Genomic DNA, 17,490 nt, shown 5'->3' with positions numbered 1-17,490 from the left:
CCATGGAGCCAAGGGCCCACCACCTGATCATTGGCCTGTTTACCATCCTGGCCTTCGCCGCCGCGCTGATCTTTTCTCTGTGGCTGGCGAAATCCTCCGCCGATCGGGAATGGGGTTACTATGAAATCGTCTTCGACCATGCAGTCGGCGGCCTGTCCGAGGGTAACCCTGTGCTTTACAGCGGCGTTCAGATTGGTGATGTGGTGGAGCTGAAACTGGCCCCGGACAATCCCGGCCACGTACGGGTTTTGGTTCGGGTGGATCAGTCGGTTCCCATTCGTGAAAACACCAAGGCCGGCCTGGTGCTCGCCAATATCACCGGCAGCATGAGTGTGCAGTTCAGCGGTGGGAGTCCGGACCAGCCGGCGTTGAGGGGCGATCGCGATAACCCACCGGTCATTGTTGCCGAGCCTTCGGCGTTCAATAGCCTGCTCGCCAATGGCGAACAACTCCTGGCCAAGGCGGACCAGCTGCTTACCAGCACTACGGAGCTGTTATCCAGCGAAAACATCGAGAACGCATCCGCCATCCTGAAAAACACACGGGAAGCCACGGATGCCCTGCTCGACCGCCGGGACCAGCTGATCGCACTGCTCGAACAATTTGACGCTGCCGCCGTTCGCGCCGAGGAAGCAGCCATCAAGGTGTCCAGGGTTTCGGATAACGCCAACGAGCTGCTGCAGAACGATGGTCAACAGGTTCTTCAATCGATGGACAAGGCCCTTGCGGTTATCACCACCACCATGGCCCGGATTGATGAGCTGACCCGTAACAACCAGGGGGCAATGGATGCCGGGCTTCAGGGCATGGGAGAGTTGGCGCCCGCACTACGGGAACTGAGGGCAACCCTGAGGAGCCTGAACCAGTTTACTCATCGCCTGGAGCAAGATCCCACTGGCACCCTGTTCGGCAATGAAACCATGAAGGAGATGGCACAGTGACATTGAGGTCAATCAGAAACCTGACGCTTCTCCTCGGTGCTGCCTTTGCCAGTGGCTGCACAGTGTTTCCGAACCCGGAGCCACCGAGGGTTATGGACCTGGCTTTGGTCCAGCAGGTGCCAGCAGCCGAGCAACCGGTTCAGGCCTCCCTTCGCGTTGATACACCCTACGCCTCCGAGCCTTTCAATGGCTCGCTGATTCTGGCCAAACCCACGCCTCAGGAGTTCCGGGCCTACGAGGGGACCCGCTGGCGCGACACGGCACCGGTGGTGCTCCGGGATACGCTGGTCAGCAGCCTTCGCCAGAGTGGCGCCTACACGAACGTGATTACAGATACCAACCCGGCGCAGGCTGAACTAACCCTGGTCACCGAACTCTCGGCGTTTCATTCGGAAACCCCGGAATCCGGACCGCAGGTGGTTATCGAGCTGCACCTGCAGATGATTCACAACCGTTCGAGGGCCAGCCTGTGCACTCGCACTGAACGCGTCGTGGAGCCGGCATCAGGCACATCGGTTGACCAGATTGTCGAGGCCTTCGGAACCGCTGGCAGTAATCTGGCCGCCAGGGTGATTGAATGGGCTACGACGTGTGACTATCCGCCTCGCCTGAGGCCTTCTCCGGAAACAGGTCAGCCCAGGCAGCCTTGAGGTAGAGGCCCATGGACCAGAGTGTGAGAATCGCAGCGATATAGAGCAACGCCAAGGCGACATTGGCCCAAAGTACTCCGGGAGGAAATGCCAACAAACCCACAATCGCGCACATCTGCGCGGTGGTCTTGATCTTGCCGATGAAGGAAACCGCCACGCTGTTGCGGCTGCCAATTTCCGCCATCCACTCCCGCAAGGCGGAAATGACTATCTCACGCCCAATAATAACGGTGGCCGGAATCGTCAGCAGAATGGCCGAGTGTTCCTCGATCAGCACAGCCAACGCAACGGCTACCATGAGCTTGTCCGCGACCGGGTCCAGGAAGGCGCCGAACGGGGTGCTCTGGTCGAGCTTGCGGGCCAGGTAACCGTCCAGCCAGTCGGTGGCCGCCGCCAATCCGAAAATGGCCGCGCTCACGAGGTAGCTCCACCCCACCGGAAGATAGAAAATCACCACGAATACCGGGATCATGATGATTCGGGAAAGGGTGAGGATGTTTGGTAAATTCATGCTGTCCTTACTCGTCGTGCAATGCTGCGTATATGGTTTCGGCCAGTGATTTGCTGATGCCCTGCACCTTGACCATCTCATCAACCCCGGCCTTGCGGAGCTCCTGTATTCCGCCAAAGTAACGAATCAGGTCGCGGCGCTTCTTCGGCCCCACGCCCTCAATGCCTTCCAGTGTAGACTGCCGGCGCTTTTTGTCCCTTCGGGCCCGGTGCCCGGTAATAGCAAAACGGTGGGACTCATCCCGGATATGCTGTATCAGGTGCAGCGCCGGCGAATCTGCCGGCACCCGGAACACATCCCCGGTCATTGCATCAATAAGCTGCTCCATGCCTGCTCGACGGGTCACGCCCTTGGCGACACCAATCAGCGGGATATCGGAAATCTCAAGTTCATCAAAGACTTCCCGGGCAATGTTCAACTGCCCTTTACCACCGTCGATAAAGACGAGATCGGGGCGTTTGCCGTCGCCGGCCACCATCCGCTTGTAGCGACGTGAAAGCACCTGACGCATGGCGGCGTAATCATCGCCGCCGGTCACGCCCTCGATATTGTACAGGCGGTAATCGCTCTTCAGGGGGCCATTCTCATCGAAAACCACGCAGGATGCGACGGTATTTTCCCCGTGGCTGTGGCTGATATCGAAACATTCCATGCGTGACGGCGTCTCCGCCAGCTCCAGAAGATCCCTCAAGGCCAGCAGGCGCCGGTACACGGTCTCCTTGCTCGCCAGGTGCGTGAGCAGGGTCTGGCGGGCGTTTGTCATGGCCAGTTCCAGCCAACGGCGGCGTTCACCCCGGACGTTGCCGCGAATCCGGGTTTCCCGGTTTGCCGACTCGCTGAGGGCCTGGGCCAACAATTCCTGCCCTTCCACCTCTACCGGCACCAGGATATCCCGCGGAATCTCCCGTCGGGTGTTGCCGCCGAAATAATACTGCCCGAGGAAGGCGCTGAGCAGTTCGCCCTCGGTCTGCTCGATGGAGTAGCGGGGGAAATAGTCCTTGGTACCGAGCACACGGCCGCCGCGCACGATGATCACCACGATGCAGACGATACCCGCGTCCTGGGCAATGGCGATGACATCTGCATCGCCGCCCTCGCCGTCTACCGACTGCTGTTCCTGAACATGGCGCAGATGATTGATCTGGTCGCGATAGGCCGCCGCCTTCTCGAACTCCAGGTTCTTGGAAGCGGTCTCCATGGCATTCATCAGATCGTGGAGAATCGCAGGGTTTTTCCCCTCCAGAAACATGGTGGCGTGGCGGATGTCCTGCTGATACTCCTCGGGCGTAATGTATTCAACACAAGGTGCCGTGCAGCGGTTGATCTGGTACTGCAGGCAAGGCCTTGTGCGATTCCTGAAAAAGCTTTCACTACAGTTTCTTATACGGAATATCTTCTGTAATACATTAAGACTTTCCTTGACCGCACCCGAGCTTGGAAACGGCCCGAACCAGGTGCCGCCACCCTTTTTGGTTCGCCCACGACGAAACGTCAGCGAGGGGTAATCGCTGTGGGAGGACAGATAGATATAGGGATAGGACTTATCGTCACGGAGCAGGATGTTATAGGGCGGCCGTAACGATTTGATCAGGTTCTGTTCGAGCAGCAGTGCCTCGGTTTCACTGCCGGTAATCGTCACCTCGATAGAGGCGATCTTGCTGACCAGAGCTTCCGTTTTCGGTGCCAGGCCGGTCTTGCGGAAGTAGCTGCCAATCCGTTTTTTCAGGTTGCGGGCCTTGCCCACGTAAAGAACCGAGCCTCCCTCGTCGTACATTCGGTAGACGCCGGGCCGCTCGGTTAACTGTTTCAGGAAGCTCTTGCTGTCAAACTCCCCGATGTGGGTGCTTTCAGGGTCAGACCTTGTCGGCATCAAGCAACCCGAGCCGCACTGCCATCAGGGCCAATTCAACATCACTGGAGATTTCCAGTTTCTCGAAGATCCGGTAGCGATAGCTGTTCACCGTTTTCGGGCTCAGGCACAGCTTGTCCGAGATGTCCTGTACCTTCTGGCAATCCACCACCATCATGGCAATCTGCATTTCCCGTTCGGAAAGACGGTCGAACAACGAAAGCTCGCCGTCTTCATCGCGATCACCGCCGCCCAGCTGCTTCAGCGCCATTTTCTGGGCAATTTCCGGGCTGATGTAACGCTGGCCGGTGTGGGCCATACGGATAGCGCGGACCATTTCTTTGATATCGGCGCCTTTGGTGATGTAGGCGGTGGCGCCGCTTTGCATGACGCGGGTTGGATAGGGATCGTCCGCGCAGGCGGTTACCACGATCACCCGGATGGAATCATCAATGCGGAGTATACGACGGGTTGCCTCAAGGCCCCCGATGCCCGGCATGCGGATATCCATGAGTACGATGTCCGGCCGCTCCTGGCGGACGAAATCGATGGCATCCTCTCCGGATGACGCCTGCCCGATGACTTCAATGTCCGGGTTGTCAGCCAGCATCCGGGTAATACCGGACCTCACCAGCTCATGGTCATCTACAACCAGTACCCTGATCAAAATTCACCTCGCACACGGCTTTCGGGAAATCAGCGCGATTGTAACGTTTAGTTCCGGCCCCGGGTAGGTGCAAACACAAATACCGCGACACACCTGACGCCTAACCCGGCACACCCAGACCGGCTGTGTTCTCCACCGGGTCGAACCACACCACCAGATCGCCCCGACGCACCGCAGACATCACCCTGCTCTGCTCGGCCATGGGGTTTTCGGTGTCGTTAAGTCCGTGGTAGCGGGTACAGTATTCTTCCACCAGGCCCTGAAGCTGGTCTTCTGTCAGCAACTCGGTGTCAACGATGAACTTTTCCTGTCTGGGGTCTTGCTCTGGCTGGTTTTCGGTACTGTCAGTCATACTACCTCCTGCGGAAACTCCATGGTAAGAGTAATGGCGGCGAGGTAGAAGCCCGGAGAGGGATTCCGGGCAAACAATCCTTGATCAGGCAGGTTCTGCGGCGGTTCGGAAACGTGCGATCAATTGTCGCATGGAGACCGACTCCTGCCTGAGCGCCTCGCTGATGGTCCGGGTTTGCTCGACGGTTTCAATGAGGAAGTCGGCGCTTTCGTCCAGCGCTGTTGAACGGCGGCCTACCCGCCCGATTTCGTCCCGTTGAAAGGCAACGGCCGAGCTGATCTCGGCACTGTGGTTCTCAAGGTCAACAAACTGGCCCTGCAGGGATTGAAGATGACCCTTCAGCGCAGCCAGATGCTCACGGTTGCTGCTGCCAGCATCGCGCATTTCCTCCAGCAGTGCATCGACGCTGCTTACGCCGGATACCAGGTCCTGCACCCACTGGGATATATCCCGGGTAGAGTCGGAGGTGCGACGGGACAGCGTCCGTACCTCATCGGCCACCACCGCAAAGCCACGACCGTGTTCCCCAGCGCGTGCCGCCTCGATCGCTGCGTTCAGAGCCAGCAAGTTGGTCTGCTCGGCAATATCGGCAATCACTCCGATGACCTGCTCAATCTTGCCCGTGGATTCGTTAAGGGCGTGAATGGAGCCGGAAACGCGGGAAATGACATCCACCGTATGTTCCGCGGCGCCCTCGCTTGTGGTGAGTCGATGCTGGACTTCTTCGTTGGCCGCCACCGCCGATTTCACGGTGTTGGCGGATTCGTCCGTGGCTCGTTCAATGGCCGAAGCCTGGTCGGCAATGGCGGCCATGGATTGGCTGACATCATGGATCTGCTTCCGGGTTTTCTCGGATGCTGCCTGGAGGGATTCGGCACCGTTATCCAGGGCGCCGGAACGCTCATCCAGACCACCGGCAGCAGATCGGATGTCTGCAATAAAATGCTCGAACCGGGAGACCAGGCCACCCAATGCCTTTGCGACTCCGGCAACCTCGTCCCGCCCCTTCAAGACAGGCACCCGGGTGAGGTCGGCGTTTTTCTCCATGGCGACCAGATCGTTTTCCATACTCTGCAGGCGCAGAATCACCGACTGCCTCAGCCACCAGGTCATGGCGATAACGATAAGCAGAAAGGACACGGAACCGGCAATCAGAAAGTTTTGCTGGCCAGCCAGAAACGACAGCAACTCGTCGGCGCCCTCGGATACGGACGTCCGGCTTTGAAACTGGCGCTCGGCAATGGCTTCGAGCATCGGCTCCATGGCCGGGAAAAGATCGAAATCCACCACCTGTCCGACACGGTAATAGCTTTTCTCTGCAATGCCTTCTTTCATCCGGGCGATAAGCGCCAGTACCCGCTCGAAATCCTCACGGTGTGTCTCTGCCCAATCGCTCAACCCCGGATCCGTTTCCAGATTCTGCCAATGCGCGGGCAAAGCGGTCTCCAAACGGCTGAACTCGGTCTCGATTTCATCCCACAGCAGTAGCTGGGCCTTGATCTTGTAAGCAAGATCCTGAAGGTGCCGATGATCCTGTTCCAGATCCGCCAGCAGCCAGGCTTCGTTGAGGTTGGTCTGGATCAGGGTTTTGGAGGCGTCTTCGGCTTTCAGGATTATGCTCCAGGAAAGTGCGGAAAGCCCAGCGACGGCAAAGACCGAGAGAAAGGCGAAAAAAAGGATGCGGGTTCTTACTGTGCCGAACATAACAACTCCAACAACGGGCTATGCCGCGGATGGTATGCCGATTTTGTGACACTTATATTGCAACCAATGCGTCAGCTTTTTATCGCTTGCAGTCGAGAATGATGTTAACCACTTCAAAAAATTCCACCGATTCTCTATGATCGCCGCTTTCTGACCGTTTGGATGCTAATGAACCAGTCCGTTTTCAGACTCACTTTACCCATTTTGTTCGGCTACCTACCGCTGGGCATGGCTTTCGGCGTGTTGTTCACAACGCAGCTCGACTATGCCTGGTGGGCAGCGCCGTTGATGGGCATCGTGATTTATGCTGGCGCCGGCCAGATACTGGCTGTGAGCCTTCTGGCCGCCAATGCCGGTCTGCTGGAAGTATTCATCGCAATGTTTGTTCTGAACGCCCGCCATCTGTTCTACGGGCTTTCATTGCTGGGTCAGTTCAAGGGCGCGGGCTGGCGCAAGCTCTACCTGATTTTCGGATTAACGGATGAAACCTATTCCCTGCTCACCAGTCGCCCACGGGGAACTGACCGGGCCCATGAACAGGAGGTGGATTTCCGGATTACCGGCTTTAACCAGTGTTACTGGGTGGTGGGATGCGCGATCGGCGCACTGCTTGGCGACAACGTTGCCTTTGACAGCACGGGCATTGAATTCGCGCTGGTGGCCTTGTTCATTGTTCTGACGCTGGAACAGTTGCAGGCCCTGGGCGAGGGCTTCCCGATCTGGCTTGGAGCCGCCGCAGCGGGTGTTGCCATGTTGCTATTGCCGCCGGCGCACCAGTTGATTGGGGCCATTGCGCTGGTCACCGCTGTGCTCTTGCTGGAATACCGGAAGAGTCGCGGGCAGACACCACGCGAGGAGAGCAGTCATGGGTGAATCCGGCTACCTGGCAGCATTCATAGCGGTGGCGGCAGTCGCGACCTTTGCCACCCGGGTGATTCCGTTCCTGTTTTTCGAGAGACACACGGAACACCCGCTGGTCCGTCATCTTGGGCGTTACTTGCCCGCGGCGGTTATGGCATTGCTGGCGACGGTGTTCCTGCAGCGTTCGGCGGACTGGTCCGGTACTTGGATGGGATTCGATGCCCTGCTACCAGGCGCCCTGGTCGTCATTGTTCACCTGTGGCGCCGCAATGCCCTGCTTTCGATTGCTGCGGGAACAATCAGTTACATGGCTATCCAGCAAGCCGGGCTCTGACCCGGCCCTGCCTCACACCCTGTTTTCGAGATTGGCGACCAGCCGGGAGTCCTGCAGGGCTGCGGTCCGGTGTTTGACCACGCCTTTGTATTCCGGGCTTTCGATCATGGCCATGAAGGCGTCGATTGAGGGGTAGCGGACCAGCAGCACCTGATCCCAGGATTCATCCGGGGGCGCAATCAGTGATCCAACGCTGCGGCCAGACCAGATGACTTCCGCGCCGACCGATCTTACGCAGGCAGCGGCCTCTTCCATATACAGCGTGTAGGCTTCACGGCCGGTTCGCTCCGGCGCCTCTTCCTTGTAATTGGCCCGATCGCGGAAGCGCAGCAGATTCAACATGACCACAGGCTGGTCTTTGGGGGTATCCGCCAGGACTTTCTGAAGCTGTTCGGGAGTGGGATTAACGGCGTCCATCCTTATCCTCTTCTTCTCATGTTTCCGGGGCCTACTATAGCCCAGCCCCGAGGCCTGCGCGCAAGCGATTTCATTACCTTTCATTCAGTTTGCTCTTTTTGCCTTCTCTCTTCGTAAGGCTACAGTGAAGGAGACGCAAAATTCATAAACGAGAGGACGATATGGCTACCCTCACGATTAACGGCGAGCGCTATGAGCTCGACGTTCCCGACAACATGCCCCTGCTCTGGGTGATCCGCGATGTTGTTGGCCTCAAAGGAACCAAGTTTGGATGCGGTATGTCCCAGTGCGGCGCCTGCACGGTTCACCTGAACGGAACGGCAATCCGCTCCTGCGTAACACCGGTCTCTGCGGCCAGCGGCGAGATCACCACCATTGAAGCCATGGCCGACGACCCGGTTGGCAGCAAGGTCCAGCAGGCTTGGCTCGATCTCGGGGTTGCCCAGTGCGGTTACTGCCAGGGTGGCCAGATCATGAACGCCACAGCCCTTCTTAAAAAGACGCCGACCCCCGAAACTGGAGAGATTGTTGATGCCATGGCAGGCAACCTGTGTCGTTGCGGCACCTACAACCGGATCCTTGCAGCGATCGAACGGGCTTCCGGCAAGGAGGGTGAAGCATGAGCGCCGATGACAACTTGATGATCGCCAACGTCAGCCGTCGCCGGTTCCTGATGGGCCTGGCTGGTGGCTCTGCTCTGGTGCTTGCGGCCCGCTGGGATGTCGCCCTGGGCGGCAATGAACAGGCTCAATTTGGCGCCGGTGCAATGCCCGGCGGCTGGGTGGACGACCCCAACGTATTCATCCACATCGATGCAGATGGCCTTGTCACCATCGTGAACAACCGGTCTGAAATGGGTCAGGGTATCCGGACCAGCCTGGTGATGGTCGGTGCCGACGAGCTCGGCGCAGACTGGGATCAGGTGAGAGTCGAGCAGGCCGAAGGCGACCACAGCAAATACGGCAACCAGAACACCGACGGTTCCCGCAGTATGCGCCACTGGTACCAGCCCATGCGCCGCGCTGCAGCAGCGGCCAGGCAGATGCTGGAGCAGGCGGCCGCCAATGAGTGGGGCGTGTCGGTTAGCGAGGTTCAGGCTGGCGTACACACCATTGTTCACAGGTCTTCAGGCAAGGAACTCAGCTTTGGCGAGCTTGCGGCTAAAGCGCGGGAACTTGAGGTTCCGGGACGCCATGCACTGGTATTGAAGCGCGATGATGAACTCCGTTTCGTCGGCAAGGAAACCGGGCTGATCAACGGTGAGCTGAAATCGGCGTACCCGAAAGCCATCGACGGCGAAGATATAGTAACCGGCAAGGCGATATACGGCGCAGATGTTCCCTTTGATAACCTGCTTTATGCCGTAATCGCGCGTCCTCCCATTTACGGCGCTGCCGTTTCCAGCTTCGATGATACCGAAGCCCTCAAAGTGCCCGGTGTAGAGAAGGTCCTGAAGATTGAGGGTACCGGCCAACCGGCTGGCTTCAGTCCCCTGGGAGGCATTGCCGTGGTGGCTACCAATACCTGGGCAGCAATGGAGGGACGCAAGGCACTGAAGATTGACTGGGATCTGAAGGCTGCCGGAGACAACGCCAGCTACACCTCATCCGCCTACCGGGAATCCCTGGAAAAGGCGGCGCAGCAACCCGGCAAAGTCGTTCGCCAGCATGGCGATCTGGATGCGAGCCTGGAAAGCGCCGCCAAGCGGGTTTCCGCTACCTACTACATGCCCCACATGGCCCAGGCGCCCATGGAGCCGCCAGTCGCCACCGTGCGCATCAAAGACGGCAAGGCCGAAGTGTGGGCACCGGTGCAGAACCCGCAGGCCACCAGAGATACCGTGGCCGGACGGCTGGGCCTCGATGCAGAGAATGTCACCGTTCACGTTACCCTGCTCGGTGGTGGCTTCGGGCGGAAGTCCAAACCGGATTTTGCCATTGAGGCGGCCAGTATTGCCGAGGCTTTCGAAGGCCGGCCAATCAGGTTGCAGTGGTCACGGGAAGACGATATTCACCACGCGTATTTCCATGCCGTATCAGTTGACTATCTGGAAGCGGGCCTTGACGACAGTGGCCAGGCCACCGGCTGGCTACACCGGACCCTGTCACCCAGCATCGGCTCGCTGTTTGCGCCCGACCCGAAACACAAGGGTGAATTTGAACTGGGCATGGGCTTTAACACCATGCCGTTCTCGGTGCCGGCCCTCAGGCTGGAGAATCCACCTGCACCAGCCCATGTGCGTATTGGGTGGTTCCGGTCGGTCTACAACCTGCCCCATGCCTGGGCGATCCAGAGCTTTGCCCATGAGATGGCTGTGGCTGCCGGCAAGGACCATCGGGATTACGTTCTCGACCTGCTTGGCCCGGACCGGGAGATTCACAACCTGACGGTAGGCGATGGCTGGAACTATGGCGAAGACCCGGATCTCCACCCCATCGACATCGGCCGCATGCGCAACGTCATCGAGCGGGCGACCAGTGAAGCCGGCTGGGGTAAATCCCCGGGTAAAAACCGCGGGTTGGGCCTGGCCTTTCACCACAGCTTTGTCTCTTACACCGCAATTGTGTTTGATGTGGAGGTGGATGATCAGGGTGAGCTCACCATCCACCGCGCAGACATCGCCTTCGACTGCGGCCCCCAGGCCAACCCAGAGCGGATTCGCTCCCAGTTGGAGGGCGCTATCGTGATGGGCATTGGCATCGCGCTGCAAAGCGAGGTGACCTTTGAGGACGGCGTGGCGCAACAAGGCAACTTCGACAAGTTCCTGATACCCCGCATGCCGGATGCGCCCAAAATGCTTCGAGTCCATCTGGTGGACAACCCCGACGAAGCCATGGGCGGCGTGGGAGAACCCGGCCTTCCCCCGGTAGCGCCGGCATTGTGCAACGCAATCTATGCCGCAACCGGCAAACGAATCAGGCGGTTGCCCGTTGGCGACCAACTGAAAGGCTAGAACCGATCAGGGCCCTCCGGGGCCCTGATTTTTTTATGCCATTCCACGTTCTCGCCCCATACCTTCGTGGTATTCCCATAGCATCCTAGCTTTCTCCCCGCTTATAATCCGGGTGAATTCCTTCACTCCCCTCGACCCAACGGCCACCATTGATGACCCTGATCGATCTGTTCCTGCAAACCATGGAAACCACACTGCCCGTGTTCGCCATGGTCTTTATTGGCCTGGGACTTCGCCGGATTGGCTGGATCGACAATGCCTTTGTAAATACCGCCTCTGCACTGGTGTTCAAGGCAACCCTGCCAACACTGGTATTTTTGAGCATCATCCGGGCTGATCTGGATACCGCGTTCAATCCAGGCCTTCTGGTCTTCTACCTGGGCGCGACCCTGGCGAGTTTTGCCATCACCTGGCTATGGGCCCGCTGGCGCGTGGTTCGGGAAGATCGGGGCGTTTACGTTCAGGGCGCCTTTCGGGGTAACTGCGGAATCGTCGGCCTGGCACTTGCCGCCAATCTCTACGGGGACTTCGGCCTCTCCGCTGGCGGAATCCTGCTTGGCCTGGTGATCATTTCCTACAACATCCTGTCGGTGATCGTGCTGGTGGCCTACCAGCCAGGGCAAACAACGGACTGGACAAAGATTTTTCACGACATCGTTCGGAACCCGCTCATCCTGGCAGTCTTTGTGGCCATCCCCTTTGCCGCCCTGGATATCACGCTGCCCGGCTGGGTAATGACCAGCGGCGACTACTTTGCCTCGCTCACCCTTCCCCTGGCGCTCCTGTGCATTGGCGCCACTGTCTCCCTGAGCGCGATCCGCAGCGACAGCAAAACTGCGTTCGGCTCGAGCCTGTTCAAGATGGTGATATTGCCGACACTTTGCACGGGCGCGGCCTGGCTGGCAGGTTTTCGTGGTTTTGAACTGGGCCTGATGTTCCTGTTCTTTGCCAGCCCGACGGCAGCCGCCAGTTTTGTGATGGTGAAAGCTTTGGGCGGCAATGACCGGTTGGCCGCCAATATCATTGCACTGACGACCCTGCTGGCGAGCATCACTGTGACACTGGGGGTCTTTGTGCTTCGCAGTGCCGGTTTGATCTAGGCCTTGCCCAGGCCTATTGCTTCGATCGCGGCAATGCCTGACTGACAACCGCTAAGGTAACCACCACCGAACAGGTTGTAGTGGTTCAGGTAATGGTAGAGGTTGTAGACCTCCCGCTTGACGCCGTAAACCGGTGTGCGCGGGTAGTGCTCGTCGTAGGCCCGATAGAACGCCTCGCCGAAGCCGCCAAACATTTGCGTCATGGCGATATCCGCCTCACGGTCACCGCAGTAGACGGCCGGATCGATCAGCCAGGGGCCGTCAGTGCCGTAGAGCACGTTACCATTCCAGAGATCACCGTGGAGCAGGCTTGGATGCTCACAGTGAGCGTTCAGCCAATCAATCAGCGTACCCCCGTGCTCATCCAAAACCTTCTGGAAACGGTTCCTCTGACCCGTATCACGAATACGGGAGACCTGGTAACCGAGTCGATCCTGAACAAAAAACTCCCCCCAGTTGTCACTCCAGCGATTGGGTTGCGGTGACAGGCCAATGTAATTGTCCCGACCCCAGCCATAGGCGTTCTGACGCAATCCGTGCATTCTGGCCAGCCCTTCGCCCAGCACCGCGCGGGCCCGATCTGAGGCACCTGAAGACCGGATGGCGGTGATTTCGAGCTCGGTTTCATCCACCCGGTAAACGTTCGGGACTCTGATGCCAGTCACCCCAGCCTCATCAAGTGCGCTGGCGAGGCGCTCCAACCCCTCCGCCTCGCAAATCAGGGCATCGGCATAACCAGTCGAATTGTGTTTCAGATGGGTATTGGCCATCGGCTTCCGCGCTCCTTGAAGTTGGCCTGTCCGAACCGGTAGATTGAAATAAAGACTGACACGACAAAACTAGCGGGGGCAAACCATGGACACCAAACGCTTGCAACTTCTGGTATCCGGACGAGTACAGGGAGTTTACTACCGCGCCTCAACGGAGCAGATGGCATCCTCCCTTGGCCTCACGGGTTTCGCCCGCAACCTGCCCGATGGTCGGGTTGAGATTATCGCCGAAGGGCCGGAAGACCGGCTGGATCAACTGAAAACCTGGTGCGCGGAAGGGCCACCGGATGCCAGGGTGGACGCGGTCGATATTGCCCCGGAGCCCCCCACCGGCGAATTCAGGGATTTTAGTGTGCGCTAAGCGATGTGCCTGAGCCAGAAGGTCATTGGCTTGGCGGTTTCTTCCGGCTGGCCCACGTCTTTCCAGGTGTAGGTGGTAGCCAATGCCGGCACTTTCCGATAACCGCGGTTGTGCCAGAACTGGTCCAATGGCTGGTAGTCGGCCGGCCTGAGCGGATGGTCTTCGGGTCGCTCTACTGCGCAAAAACAACAGTGCGTGAAACGACCTTGCTCCCGGGCGTGACCCTCCCGGTGGTCGAAGAACGTCACCCCGATGCCCCGCCCCCGGTAATCCGGCAGGAGCACCGATTCACCAAAATAGAAAATCTTGTCCGGCTCATAACCCTGCTCGACAAACGGCATTTTGAACTCTTCCGTTTCGTGGTCCATCGGAATGCCGGTGGCGGCGCCAACAACCGAATCGCCATCCATCGCAAGGACAAACAGGCTTTCCGGCGAGCGGGCGTAGGTATCAAGATACTTGCGTTCATAGCCCATATCGCCGTCATACAGGTACGGAAACCTGCGAAATACTTCGATCCTGAGGCGTGCGACGTCGTCCAGGTATGGTTTAATCTGGTCACCACTGAGCCGGAGTATTGAAACCGCCATAAACTACCCCCTGTTGAAAGGTCGGAGCATGCAAAAAGACAAGCCGTTTTCCCAAGCCTGCGAGAACAATAAAGCGCCGATTCTGGAAAAACTTGCGGAGCTTTTCAAACAGCCTGGCACCATTCTGGAAATCGGCACAGGCACCGGCCAGCACGCAGTGCACTTTGCGAGCCACTTGCCGCATCTGGTTTGGCAACCCTCCGACCACCCCCAGAATGCCCAGCTGGCCCGGGCGTGGATTGACGACTCACATCTCACCAATATCAACTCGCCCATTGCCCTGAACGTGCTGGACGGAAACTGGGCCGATCTGCCGGCCATCGACGGCGCGTTTTCCGCCAATACGGCTCATATCATGGCTTGGGAAGAGGTGCAGGCAATGTTTCGCGGCATGGCGGAGGCCCTACCCAAGGGCGCGATCTTCTCCCTCTATGGGCCTTTCAGCTATGGCGGCCGGCATACCAGTGAGAGTAATGCGCGTTTTGATCTGTCGCTGAGGACACAGGCGCCGCATATGGGGATACGGGATATGGAGGATCTAAAGACGCTGGGAGAGGAAACCGGCCTGGCGCTTGAAGAGGATTTTGAGATGCCTGCCAATAATCGGTTGTTGGTTTGGCGGCGCGCTCGGTAAGGAAGCGCAATCGCAAAACTGGTCCGCCATTGCTCCCGTTCATTCCCGGGGTGCAACGACGGACCAGATTTCCTTAAGGCGGCTGGCTACAGCAGGTCAGAATTTACAGAAGACAGTATTTTTCCAACGGTATCGTAGGCATTCGAGGGCATCCAGTTACGATTCGAGCCCAGGTAACTTTCCGGATCAAGCTCGAGGAGTCCGATCAGCACCTCAGCAACGATCCTGGCGCCGACCGGCCCTAATCCCTCGCCCGGCTCAAAGTTGCCGGGAGACGATTCTCTGCCAACAACCTCCGCCTCTGCCAATATGTATAACCACAGGGGCGCCCCAGACGTCACCTCGCCGTTCGACATCGCGTTGATCCTTGCCATAACGGCGCCGACTTCAGCGTCCGTCCGACCCATTTCCCGAGCGATCGTATCACCCCCCGGAAGCCTGAAGCTGTTGCCCCTGAGCAGATTCCGTGTTGCCAGGGACTTTTCACCGCCATCCGGGACGAAAGGAAGCTCCAGAAGATCACCTGCCATTAATGTATCGAGTTTTTCAGCTCTCTGAACAACGCGATTTTCAGAGGTGAAAAACAGCTCGTGCCAATCAACCACGGCCCGGGTATCACCTACCGGAGAAAACCCTCTGCCGAGAATCTGTCCAAAGAACTCGAAAGCCGTATCACTCTTCTGGACCTGGATCTTCATCGGCACCATGGAATGGCCAAAACGATAGGCAGCAACAGCAAACTCAATCGGAATGAACGGTACGCTGCATTTGTAAAACCGGCGCCCCTGGCTCAACACATCATCCACGACCGCCTTACCGCACATGGAAACCAGAAAATCATTCACAACCACCCATTGGTAGTGCCAGATGACCTCTCGATGAGCTTCTTCAAAAAGCGCTTCATTCTTCAGGTCCTGGCCATCAGCAGCGGCCTCGGCACGGAGCTTGTCGCAGATGGCGTTGTGGAACTTGATGAAGCCTAACTGCATCTGGCTGATGATTCGGTTTTCATCGTTCCGGGGGTCGCCAATAATGGCGCTTCCTGTCGGAACTCTTAACAGGTCGTTTTTACGTCGGTCATCAGCACCGACTTCATCGGCACCCGTGAGCAATTTGGCGTTTTTGAACGGATCCGTTTGATGGTAAAGATAGGGCTGTGCTTCTGGACCGTTGCCGTAGATCGAGTCAAGATCCAGGGTCGGTGTGCGAACATTGGGAACTTCATTGGGATGATTCACTGACGCGAAGCTGGAACTGGTATCCAGCGTTATATCGTGATCAATAAACTGCCCAAAAATAACCATCCCGACAGGCACCGATGACGTCCGATCGCTCGTTCCGCCATTGTCCATCGGGCCACCGGCCTTGCCGATATTCTGCAAAACGGTTGGTGAAACGTAGGAATGCGCCAGATGAGGAAACATCCATCCAAAACGGTCTTCCCTGGAAGGCTGGTAATCGACCCTGCAATGCTCGGGCAGCCCGCTAAACTCTTGCATACCATGGTAATGACTCATTGTCTCTCCCTCGAAAATGATCAGATAAGGCCTGGAGACACCCTACTAGCCCCAATTGCTGTCCTTTGCATATTGACCAATCGGTAATTCAAGGTATCTGACAGCGAAACGGTAGCTCTTAAAATGGTTAGCATCAAGAACTAAAAGCGGGTGATGTTTCGGAGAGACTGGAGCTTTGGTCGGGGAACAAAAAAACCCCAGCATTGCTGCTGGGGTTTTGTATTGGCGGAGAGGGAGGGATTATTCGGGCCTACGGCCCTCACCCCTTCGGGGCCGTCGTCGCGTTGCTCCGACGTTCCTCAGCCTGCTTTCCAGGCCTCGGTCGAACCCGCGAGGGTTCTTTCTACCCTGCCAATCAGCCAATAAAAAACCCCAGCATTGCTGCTGGGGTTTTGTATTGGCGGAGAGGGAGGGATTCGAACCCTCGAAACGCTATTAACGTTTACACACTTTCCAGGCGTGCGCCTTCAGCCACTCGGCCACCTCTCCAATAAACTGTTTCAAATCAGCGATGTCGTCGCTCATTTGAGGGCGCAAACTTTAATGGTTTTACGGGCGGTTGGCAACTCCCTGGCAGAAAATCGTCGAAAAAATTCGTGCCTGGGCGTTTTTCGGCTTACCGGTTGAACAGATTCAGGACTATCGTTAACACAAGACTGACGTTAGTCACCCAGGTTATGTGGAGGCAAATACAATGCTGATGAAAGCCGAGCAATCGACACTGCTGCTCATTGATGTTCAGGAGAAGCTGATGCCAGCCATAAGCCACGGTGATGAGGTGGTGGACCGGTGTATCGTTCTGGCCACTATTGCCGGGCTTATGGAGGTTCCTGTGTTGGGCACCGAGCAGCTGCCGGACAAGCTTGGGCATAACGTTGAAGCGGTTCGAGAGTTGTGCGACCAGACCCTGGCCAAGCATCATTTTGATGCCTGCCCGGATGGGCTTGTCGACCAGTTGCCCGAGGGCCGACAGCATATTGTCATTGGTGGTTGCGAGACCCATGTGTGCATGATGCAGACCGCCTTGAGCCTGATTGATGCCGGCTACAAGGTATGGGTGGTGGCGGACGCTACCGGTTCCCGTAACGAATTTGATCGGGACGTAGCGCTGGATCGCCTGAGCGAAAGTGGTGCCCGGCTCGTAACGCTTGAGATGGTGGCGTTCGAGTGGATGCGCCACTGCAAGCATCCGCAGTTCCGGAATATCCAGGCCCTGATCAAATAGAGACATCCGCAGGGCGAGTACGCGCGTAAAACGTCGCTTCAGTCACAGGTGGTT

Annotated in this window: 19 protein-coding genes and 1 tRNA gene; 10 read left to right on the top strand and 10 right to left on the bottom strand. The window is 57.8% G+C overall.

From position 1 onward, the window contains the following. Positions 1–2: 2 nt before the first annotated feature. Positions 3–941: an MlaD family protein gene (locus tag ACO06L_RS02580; protein ID WP_202346657.1), complete on the top strand. Its 939-nt coding sequence runs from the start codon at positions 3–5 to the stop codon at positions 939–941. Beyond that, positions 938–1,591: an ABC-type transport auxiliary lipoprotein family protein gene (locus ACO06L_RS02575; protein WP_202346658.1), complete on the top strand. Its 654-nt coding sequence runs from the start codon at positions 938–940 to the stop codon at positions 1,589–1,591. Before ACO06L_RS02580 ends, ACO06L_RS02575 begins: the two co-directional genes overlap by 4 nt. Here the strand turns inward: ACO06L_RS02575 and pgsA are convergent. From pgsA to ACO06L_RS02550, 5 genes are all read right to left on the bottom strand, one after another. Next, entirely contained in the window at positions 1,524–2,102 is a 579-nt protein-coding gene (pgsA, locus tag ACO06L_RS02570; protein ID WP_202346659.1) for a CDP-diacylglycerol--glycerol-3-phosphate 3-phosphatidyltransferase, read from the bottom strand. The two genes, ACO06L_RS02575 and pgsA, sit on opposite strands and share 68 nt — an antisense overlap. A gap of 7 nt (positions 2,103–2,109) precedes the next feature. After that, entirely contained in the window at positions 2,110–3,972 is a 1,863-nt protein-coding gene (gene uvrC / locus ACO06L_RS02565; RefSeq protein ID WP_202346660.1) for an excinuclease ABC subunit UvrC, read from the bottom strand. Continuing rightward, entirely contained in the window at positions 3,956–4,618 is a 663-nt protein-coding gene (gene uvrY / locus ACO06L_RS02560) for a UvrY/SirA/GacA family response regulator transcription factor (protein ID WP_202346661.1), read from the bottom strand. Before uvrY ends, uvrC begins: the two co-directional genes overlap by 17 nt. 100 nt (positions 4,619–4,718) lie before the next feature. Beyond that, positions 4,719–4,970, bottom strand: coding sequence for a hypothetical protein (locus ACO06L_RS02555; RefSeq protein WP_202346662.1), 252 nt, complete (start codon positions 4,968–4,970; stop codon positions 4,719–4,721). Positions 4,971–5,054: 84 nt separating this feature from the next. Next, complete coding sequence (locus ACO06L_RS02550) at positions 5,055–6,674, bottom strand: methyl-accepting chemotaxis protein (protein ID WP_202346663.1); 1,620 nt, start codon at positions 6,672–6,674, stop codon at positions 5,055–5,057. Between the two features lie 168 nt (positions 6,675–6,842). On the opposite strand from ACO06L_RS02550, the gene ACO06L_RS02545 reads away from it, so the two are divergent. Both ACO06L_RS02545 and ACO06L_RS02540 read left to right on the top strand, forming a co-directional pair. After that, positions 6,843–7,547: an AzlC family ABC transporter permease gene (locus ACO06L_RS02545; RefSeq protein ID WP_202346664.1), complete on the top strand. Its 705-nt coding sequence runs from the start codon at positions 6,843–6,845 to the stop codon at positions 7,545–7,547. Then, a complete protein-coding gene (locus ACO06L_RS02540) occupies positions 7,540–7,869 on the top strand; it encodes a branched-chain amino acid transporter permease (protein WP_202346665.1) in 330 nt (109 codons plus the stop codon). The genes ACO06L_RS02545 and ACO06L_RS02540 overlap by 8 nt, the downstream gene beginning before the upstream one ends. Before the next feature lie 12 nt (positions 7,870–7,881). Here the strand turns inward: ACO06L_RS02540 and ACO06L_RS02535 are convergent, their stop codons facing one another. Further along, on the bottom strand, positions 7,882–8,286 hold the full coding sequence (locus ACO06L_RS02535; RefSeq protein WP_069185051.1) for a DUF1330 domain-containing protein: 405 nt from the start codon (positions 8,284–8,286) through the stop codon (positions 7,882–7,884). Positions 8,287–8,447: 161 nt separating this feature from the next. On the opposite strand from ACO06L_RS02535, the gene ACO06L_RS02530 reads away from it, so the two are divergent. From ACO06L_RS02530 to ACO06L_RS02520, 3 genes are all read left to right on the top strand, one after another. Beyond that, positions 8,448–8,909 carry a (2Fe-2S)-binding protein gene (locus ACO06L_RS02530; protein ID WP_202346666.1) on the top strand — a complete coding sequence of 154 codons (462 nt, stop codon included), beginning with the start codon at positions 8,448–8,450 and terminating at the stop codon, positions 8,907–8,909. Then, on the top strand, positions 8,906–11,239 hold the full coding sequence (locus ACO06L_RS02525; RefSeq protein WP_202346667.1) for a xanthine dehydrogenase family protein molybdopterin-binding subunit: 2,334 nt from the start codon (positions 8,906–8,908) through the stop codon (positions 11,237–11,239). The genes ACO06L_RS02530 and ACO06L_RS02525 overlap by 4 nt, the downstream gene beginning before the upstream one ends. A gap of 152 nt (positions 11,240–11,391) precedes the next feature. Beyond that, positions 11,392–12,339 (top strand): AEC family transporter, encoded by a 948-nt coding sequence (locus ACO06L_RS02520; protein ID WP_202346668.1) that lies wholly within the window; start codon positions 11,392–11,394, stop codon positions 12,337–12,339. Here ACO06L_RS02520 and ACO06L_RS02515 read toward each other — a convergent pair. Beyond that, a complete protein-coding gene (locus ACO06L_RS02515) occupies positions 12,336–13,109 on the bottom strand; it encodes a fructosamine kinase family protein (RefSeq protein ID WP_202346669.1) in 774 nt (257 codons plus the stop codon). The two genes, ACO06L_RS02520 and ACO06L_RS02515, sit on opposite strands and share 4 nt — an antisense overlap. Before the next feature lie 85 nt (positions 13,110–13,194). On the opposite strand from ACO06L_RS02515, the gene ACO06L_RS02510 reads away from it, so the two are divergent. After that, entirely contained in the window at positions 13,195–13,470 is a 276-nt protein-coding gene (locus tag ACO06L_RS02510; protein WP_202346670.1) for an acylphosphatase, read from the top strand. On the opposite strand, the gene ACO06L_RS02505 is transcribed toward ACO06L_RS02510, so the two are convergent. After that, entirely contained in the window at positions 13,467–14,060 is a 594-nt protein-coding gene (locus tag ACO06L_RS02505; protein WP_202346671.1) for a GNAT family N-acetyltransferase, read from the bottom strand. The two genes, ACO06L_RS02510 and ACO06L_RS02505, sit on opposite strands and share 4 nt — an antisense overlap. Before the next feature lie 28 nt (positions 14,061–14,088). Here ACO06L_RS02505 and ACO06L_RS02500 point away from each other — a divergent pair, with 28 nt between their 5' ends. Beyond that, the gene (locus tag ACO06L_RS02500; RefSeq protein WP_202346672.1) at positions 14,089–14,694 is read left to right on the top strand and encodes a DUF938 domain-containing protein; all 606 of its coding nucleotides are present in this window, start codon (positions 14,089–14,091) and stop codon (positions 14,692–14,694) included. A gap of 86 nt (positions 14,695–14,780) precedes the next feature. Here the strand turns inward: ACO06L_RS02500 and ACO06L_RS02495 are convergent, their stop codons facing one another. Together ACO06L_RS02495 and ACO06L_RS02490 are read right to left on the bottom strand one after the other, a co-directional pair. Beyond that, positions 14,781–16,211 carry a peroxidase family protein gene (locus ACO06L_RS02495; protein WP_202346673.1) on the bottom strand — a complete coding sequence of 477 codons (1,431 nt, stop codon included), beginning with the start codon at positions 16,209–16,211 and terminating at the stop codon, positions 14,781–14,783. Positions 16,212–16,609: 398 nt separating this feature from the next. Continuing rightward, positions 16,610–16,700: transfer RNA gene (locus ACO06L_RS02490), tRNA-Ser, on the bottom strand. A 205-nt stretch (positions 16,701–16,905) separates the two neighbouring features. Here ACO06L_RS02490 and ACO06L_RS02485 point away from each other — a divergent pair. Further along, on the top strand, positions 16,906–17,436 hold the full coding sequence (locus ACO06L_RS02485) for an isochorismatase family protein (protein WP_202346674.1): 531 nt from the start codon (positions 16,906–16,908) through the stop codon (positions 17,434–17,436). Positions 17,437–17,490 lie beyond the last annotated feature (54 nt).

The organism is Marinobacter sp., assembly GCF_965229985.1.
Taxonomy (GTDB): Bacteria; Pseudomonadota; Gammaproteobacteria; order Pseudomonadales; family Oleiphilaceae; genus Marinobacter.
The sequence above is the reverse complement of the archived record's forward strand: the minus strand, read 5'-3'. Positions and strand labels throughout refer to the sequence as shown.

Coding starts and splice junctions, on each gene's coding strand:
- ACO06L_RS02500 (WP_202346672.1), top strand. CDS start 14,089: ATGCAAAAAGACAAGCCGTTTTCCCAAGCCTGCGAGAACAATAAAGCG.
- uvrC (WP_202346660.1), bottom strand. CDS start 3,972: ATGCCGACAAGGTCTGACCCTGAAAGCACCCACATCGGGGAGTTTGAC.
- ACO06L_RS02520 (WP_202346668.1), top strand. CDS start 11,392: ATGACCCTGATCGATCTGTTCCTGCAAACCATGGAAACCACACTGCCC.
- ACO06L_RS02510 (WP_202346670.1), top strand. CDS start 13,195: ATGGACACCAAACGCTTGCAACTTCTGGTATCCGGACGAGTACAGGGA.
- ACO06L_RS02530 (WP_202346666.1), top strand. CDS start 8,448: ATGGCTACCCTCACGATTAACGGCGAGCGCTATGAGCTCGACGTTCCC.
- ACO06L_RS02545 (WP_202346664.1), top strand. CDS start 6,843: ATGAACCAGTCCGTTTTCAGACTCACTTTACCCATTTTGTTCGGCTAC.
- ACO06L_RS02555 (WP_202346662.1), bottom strand. CDS start 4,970: ATGACTGACAGTACCGAAAACCAGCCAGAGCAAGACCCCAGACAGGAA.
- ACO06L_RS02505 (WP_202346671.1), bottom strand. CDS start 14,060: ATGGCGGTTTCAATACTCCGGCTCAGTGGTGACCAGATTAAACCATAC.
- pgsA (WP_202346659.1), bottom strand. CDS start 2,102: ATGAATTTACCAAACATCCTCACCCTTTCCCGAATCATCATGATCCCG.
- ACO06L_RS02535 (WP_069185051.1), bottom strand. CDS start 8,286: ATGGACGCCGTTAATCCCACTCCCGAACAGCTTCAGAAAGTCCTGGCG.
- ACO06L_RS02525 (WP_202346667.1), top strand. CDS start 8,906: ATGAGCGCCGATGACAACTTGATGATCGCCAACGTCAGCCGTCGCCGG.
- ACO06L_RS02540 (WP_202346665.1), top strand. CDS start 7,540: ATGGGTGAATCCGGCTACCTGGCAGCATTCATAGCGGTGGCGGCAGTC.
- ACO06L_RS02515 (WP_202346669.1), bottom strand. CDS start 13,109: ATGGCCAATACCCATCTGAAACACAATTCGACTGGTTATGCCGATGCC.
- ACO06L_RS02485 (WP_202346674.1), top strand. CDS start 16,906: ATGCTGATGAAAGCCGAGCAATCGACACTGCTGCTCATTGATGTTCAG.
- ACO06L_RS02495 (WP_202346673.1), bottom strand. CDS start 16,211: ATGAGTCATTACCATGGTATGCAAGAGTTTAGCGGGCTGCCCGAGCAT.
- ACO06L_RS02550 (WP_202346663.1), bottom strand. CDS start 6,674: ATGTTCGGCACAGTAAGAACCCGCATCCTTTTTTTCGCCTTTCTCTCG.
- ACO06L_RS02580 (WP_202346657.1), top strand. CDS start 3: ATGGAGCCAAGGGCCCACCACCTGATCATTGGCCTGTTTACCATCCTG.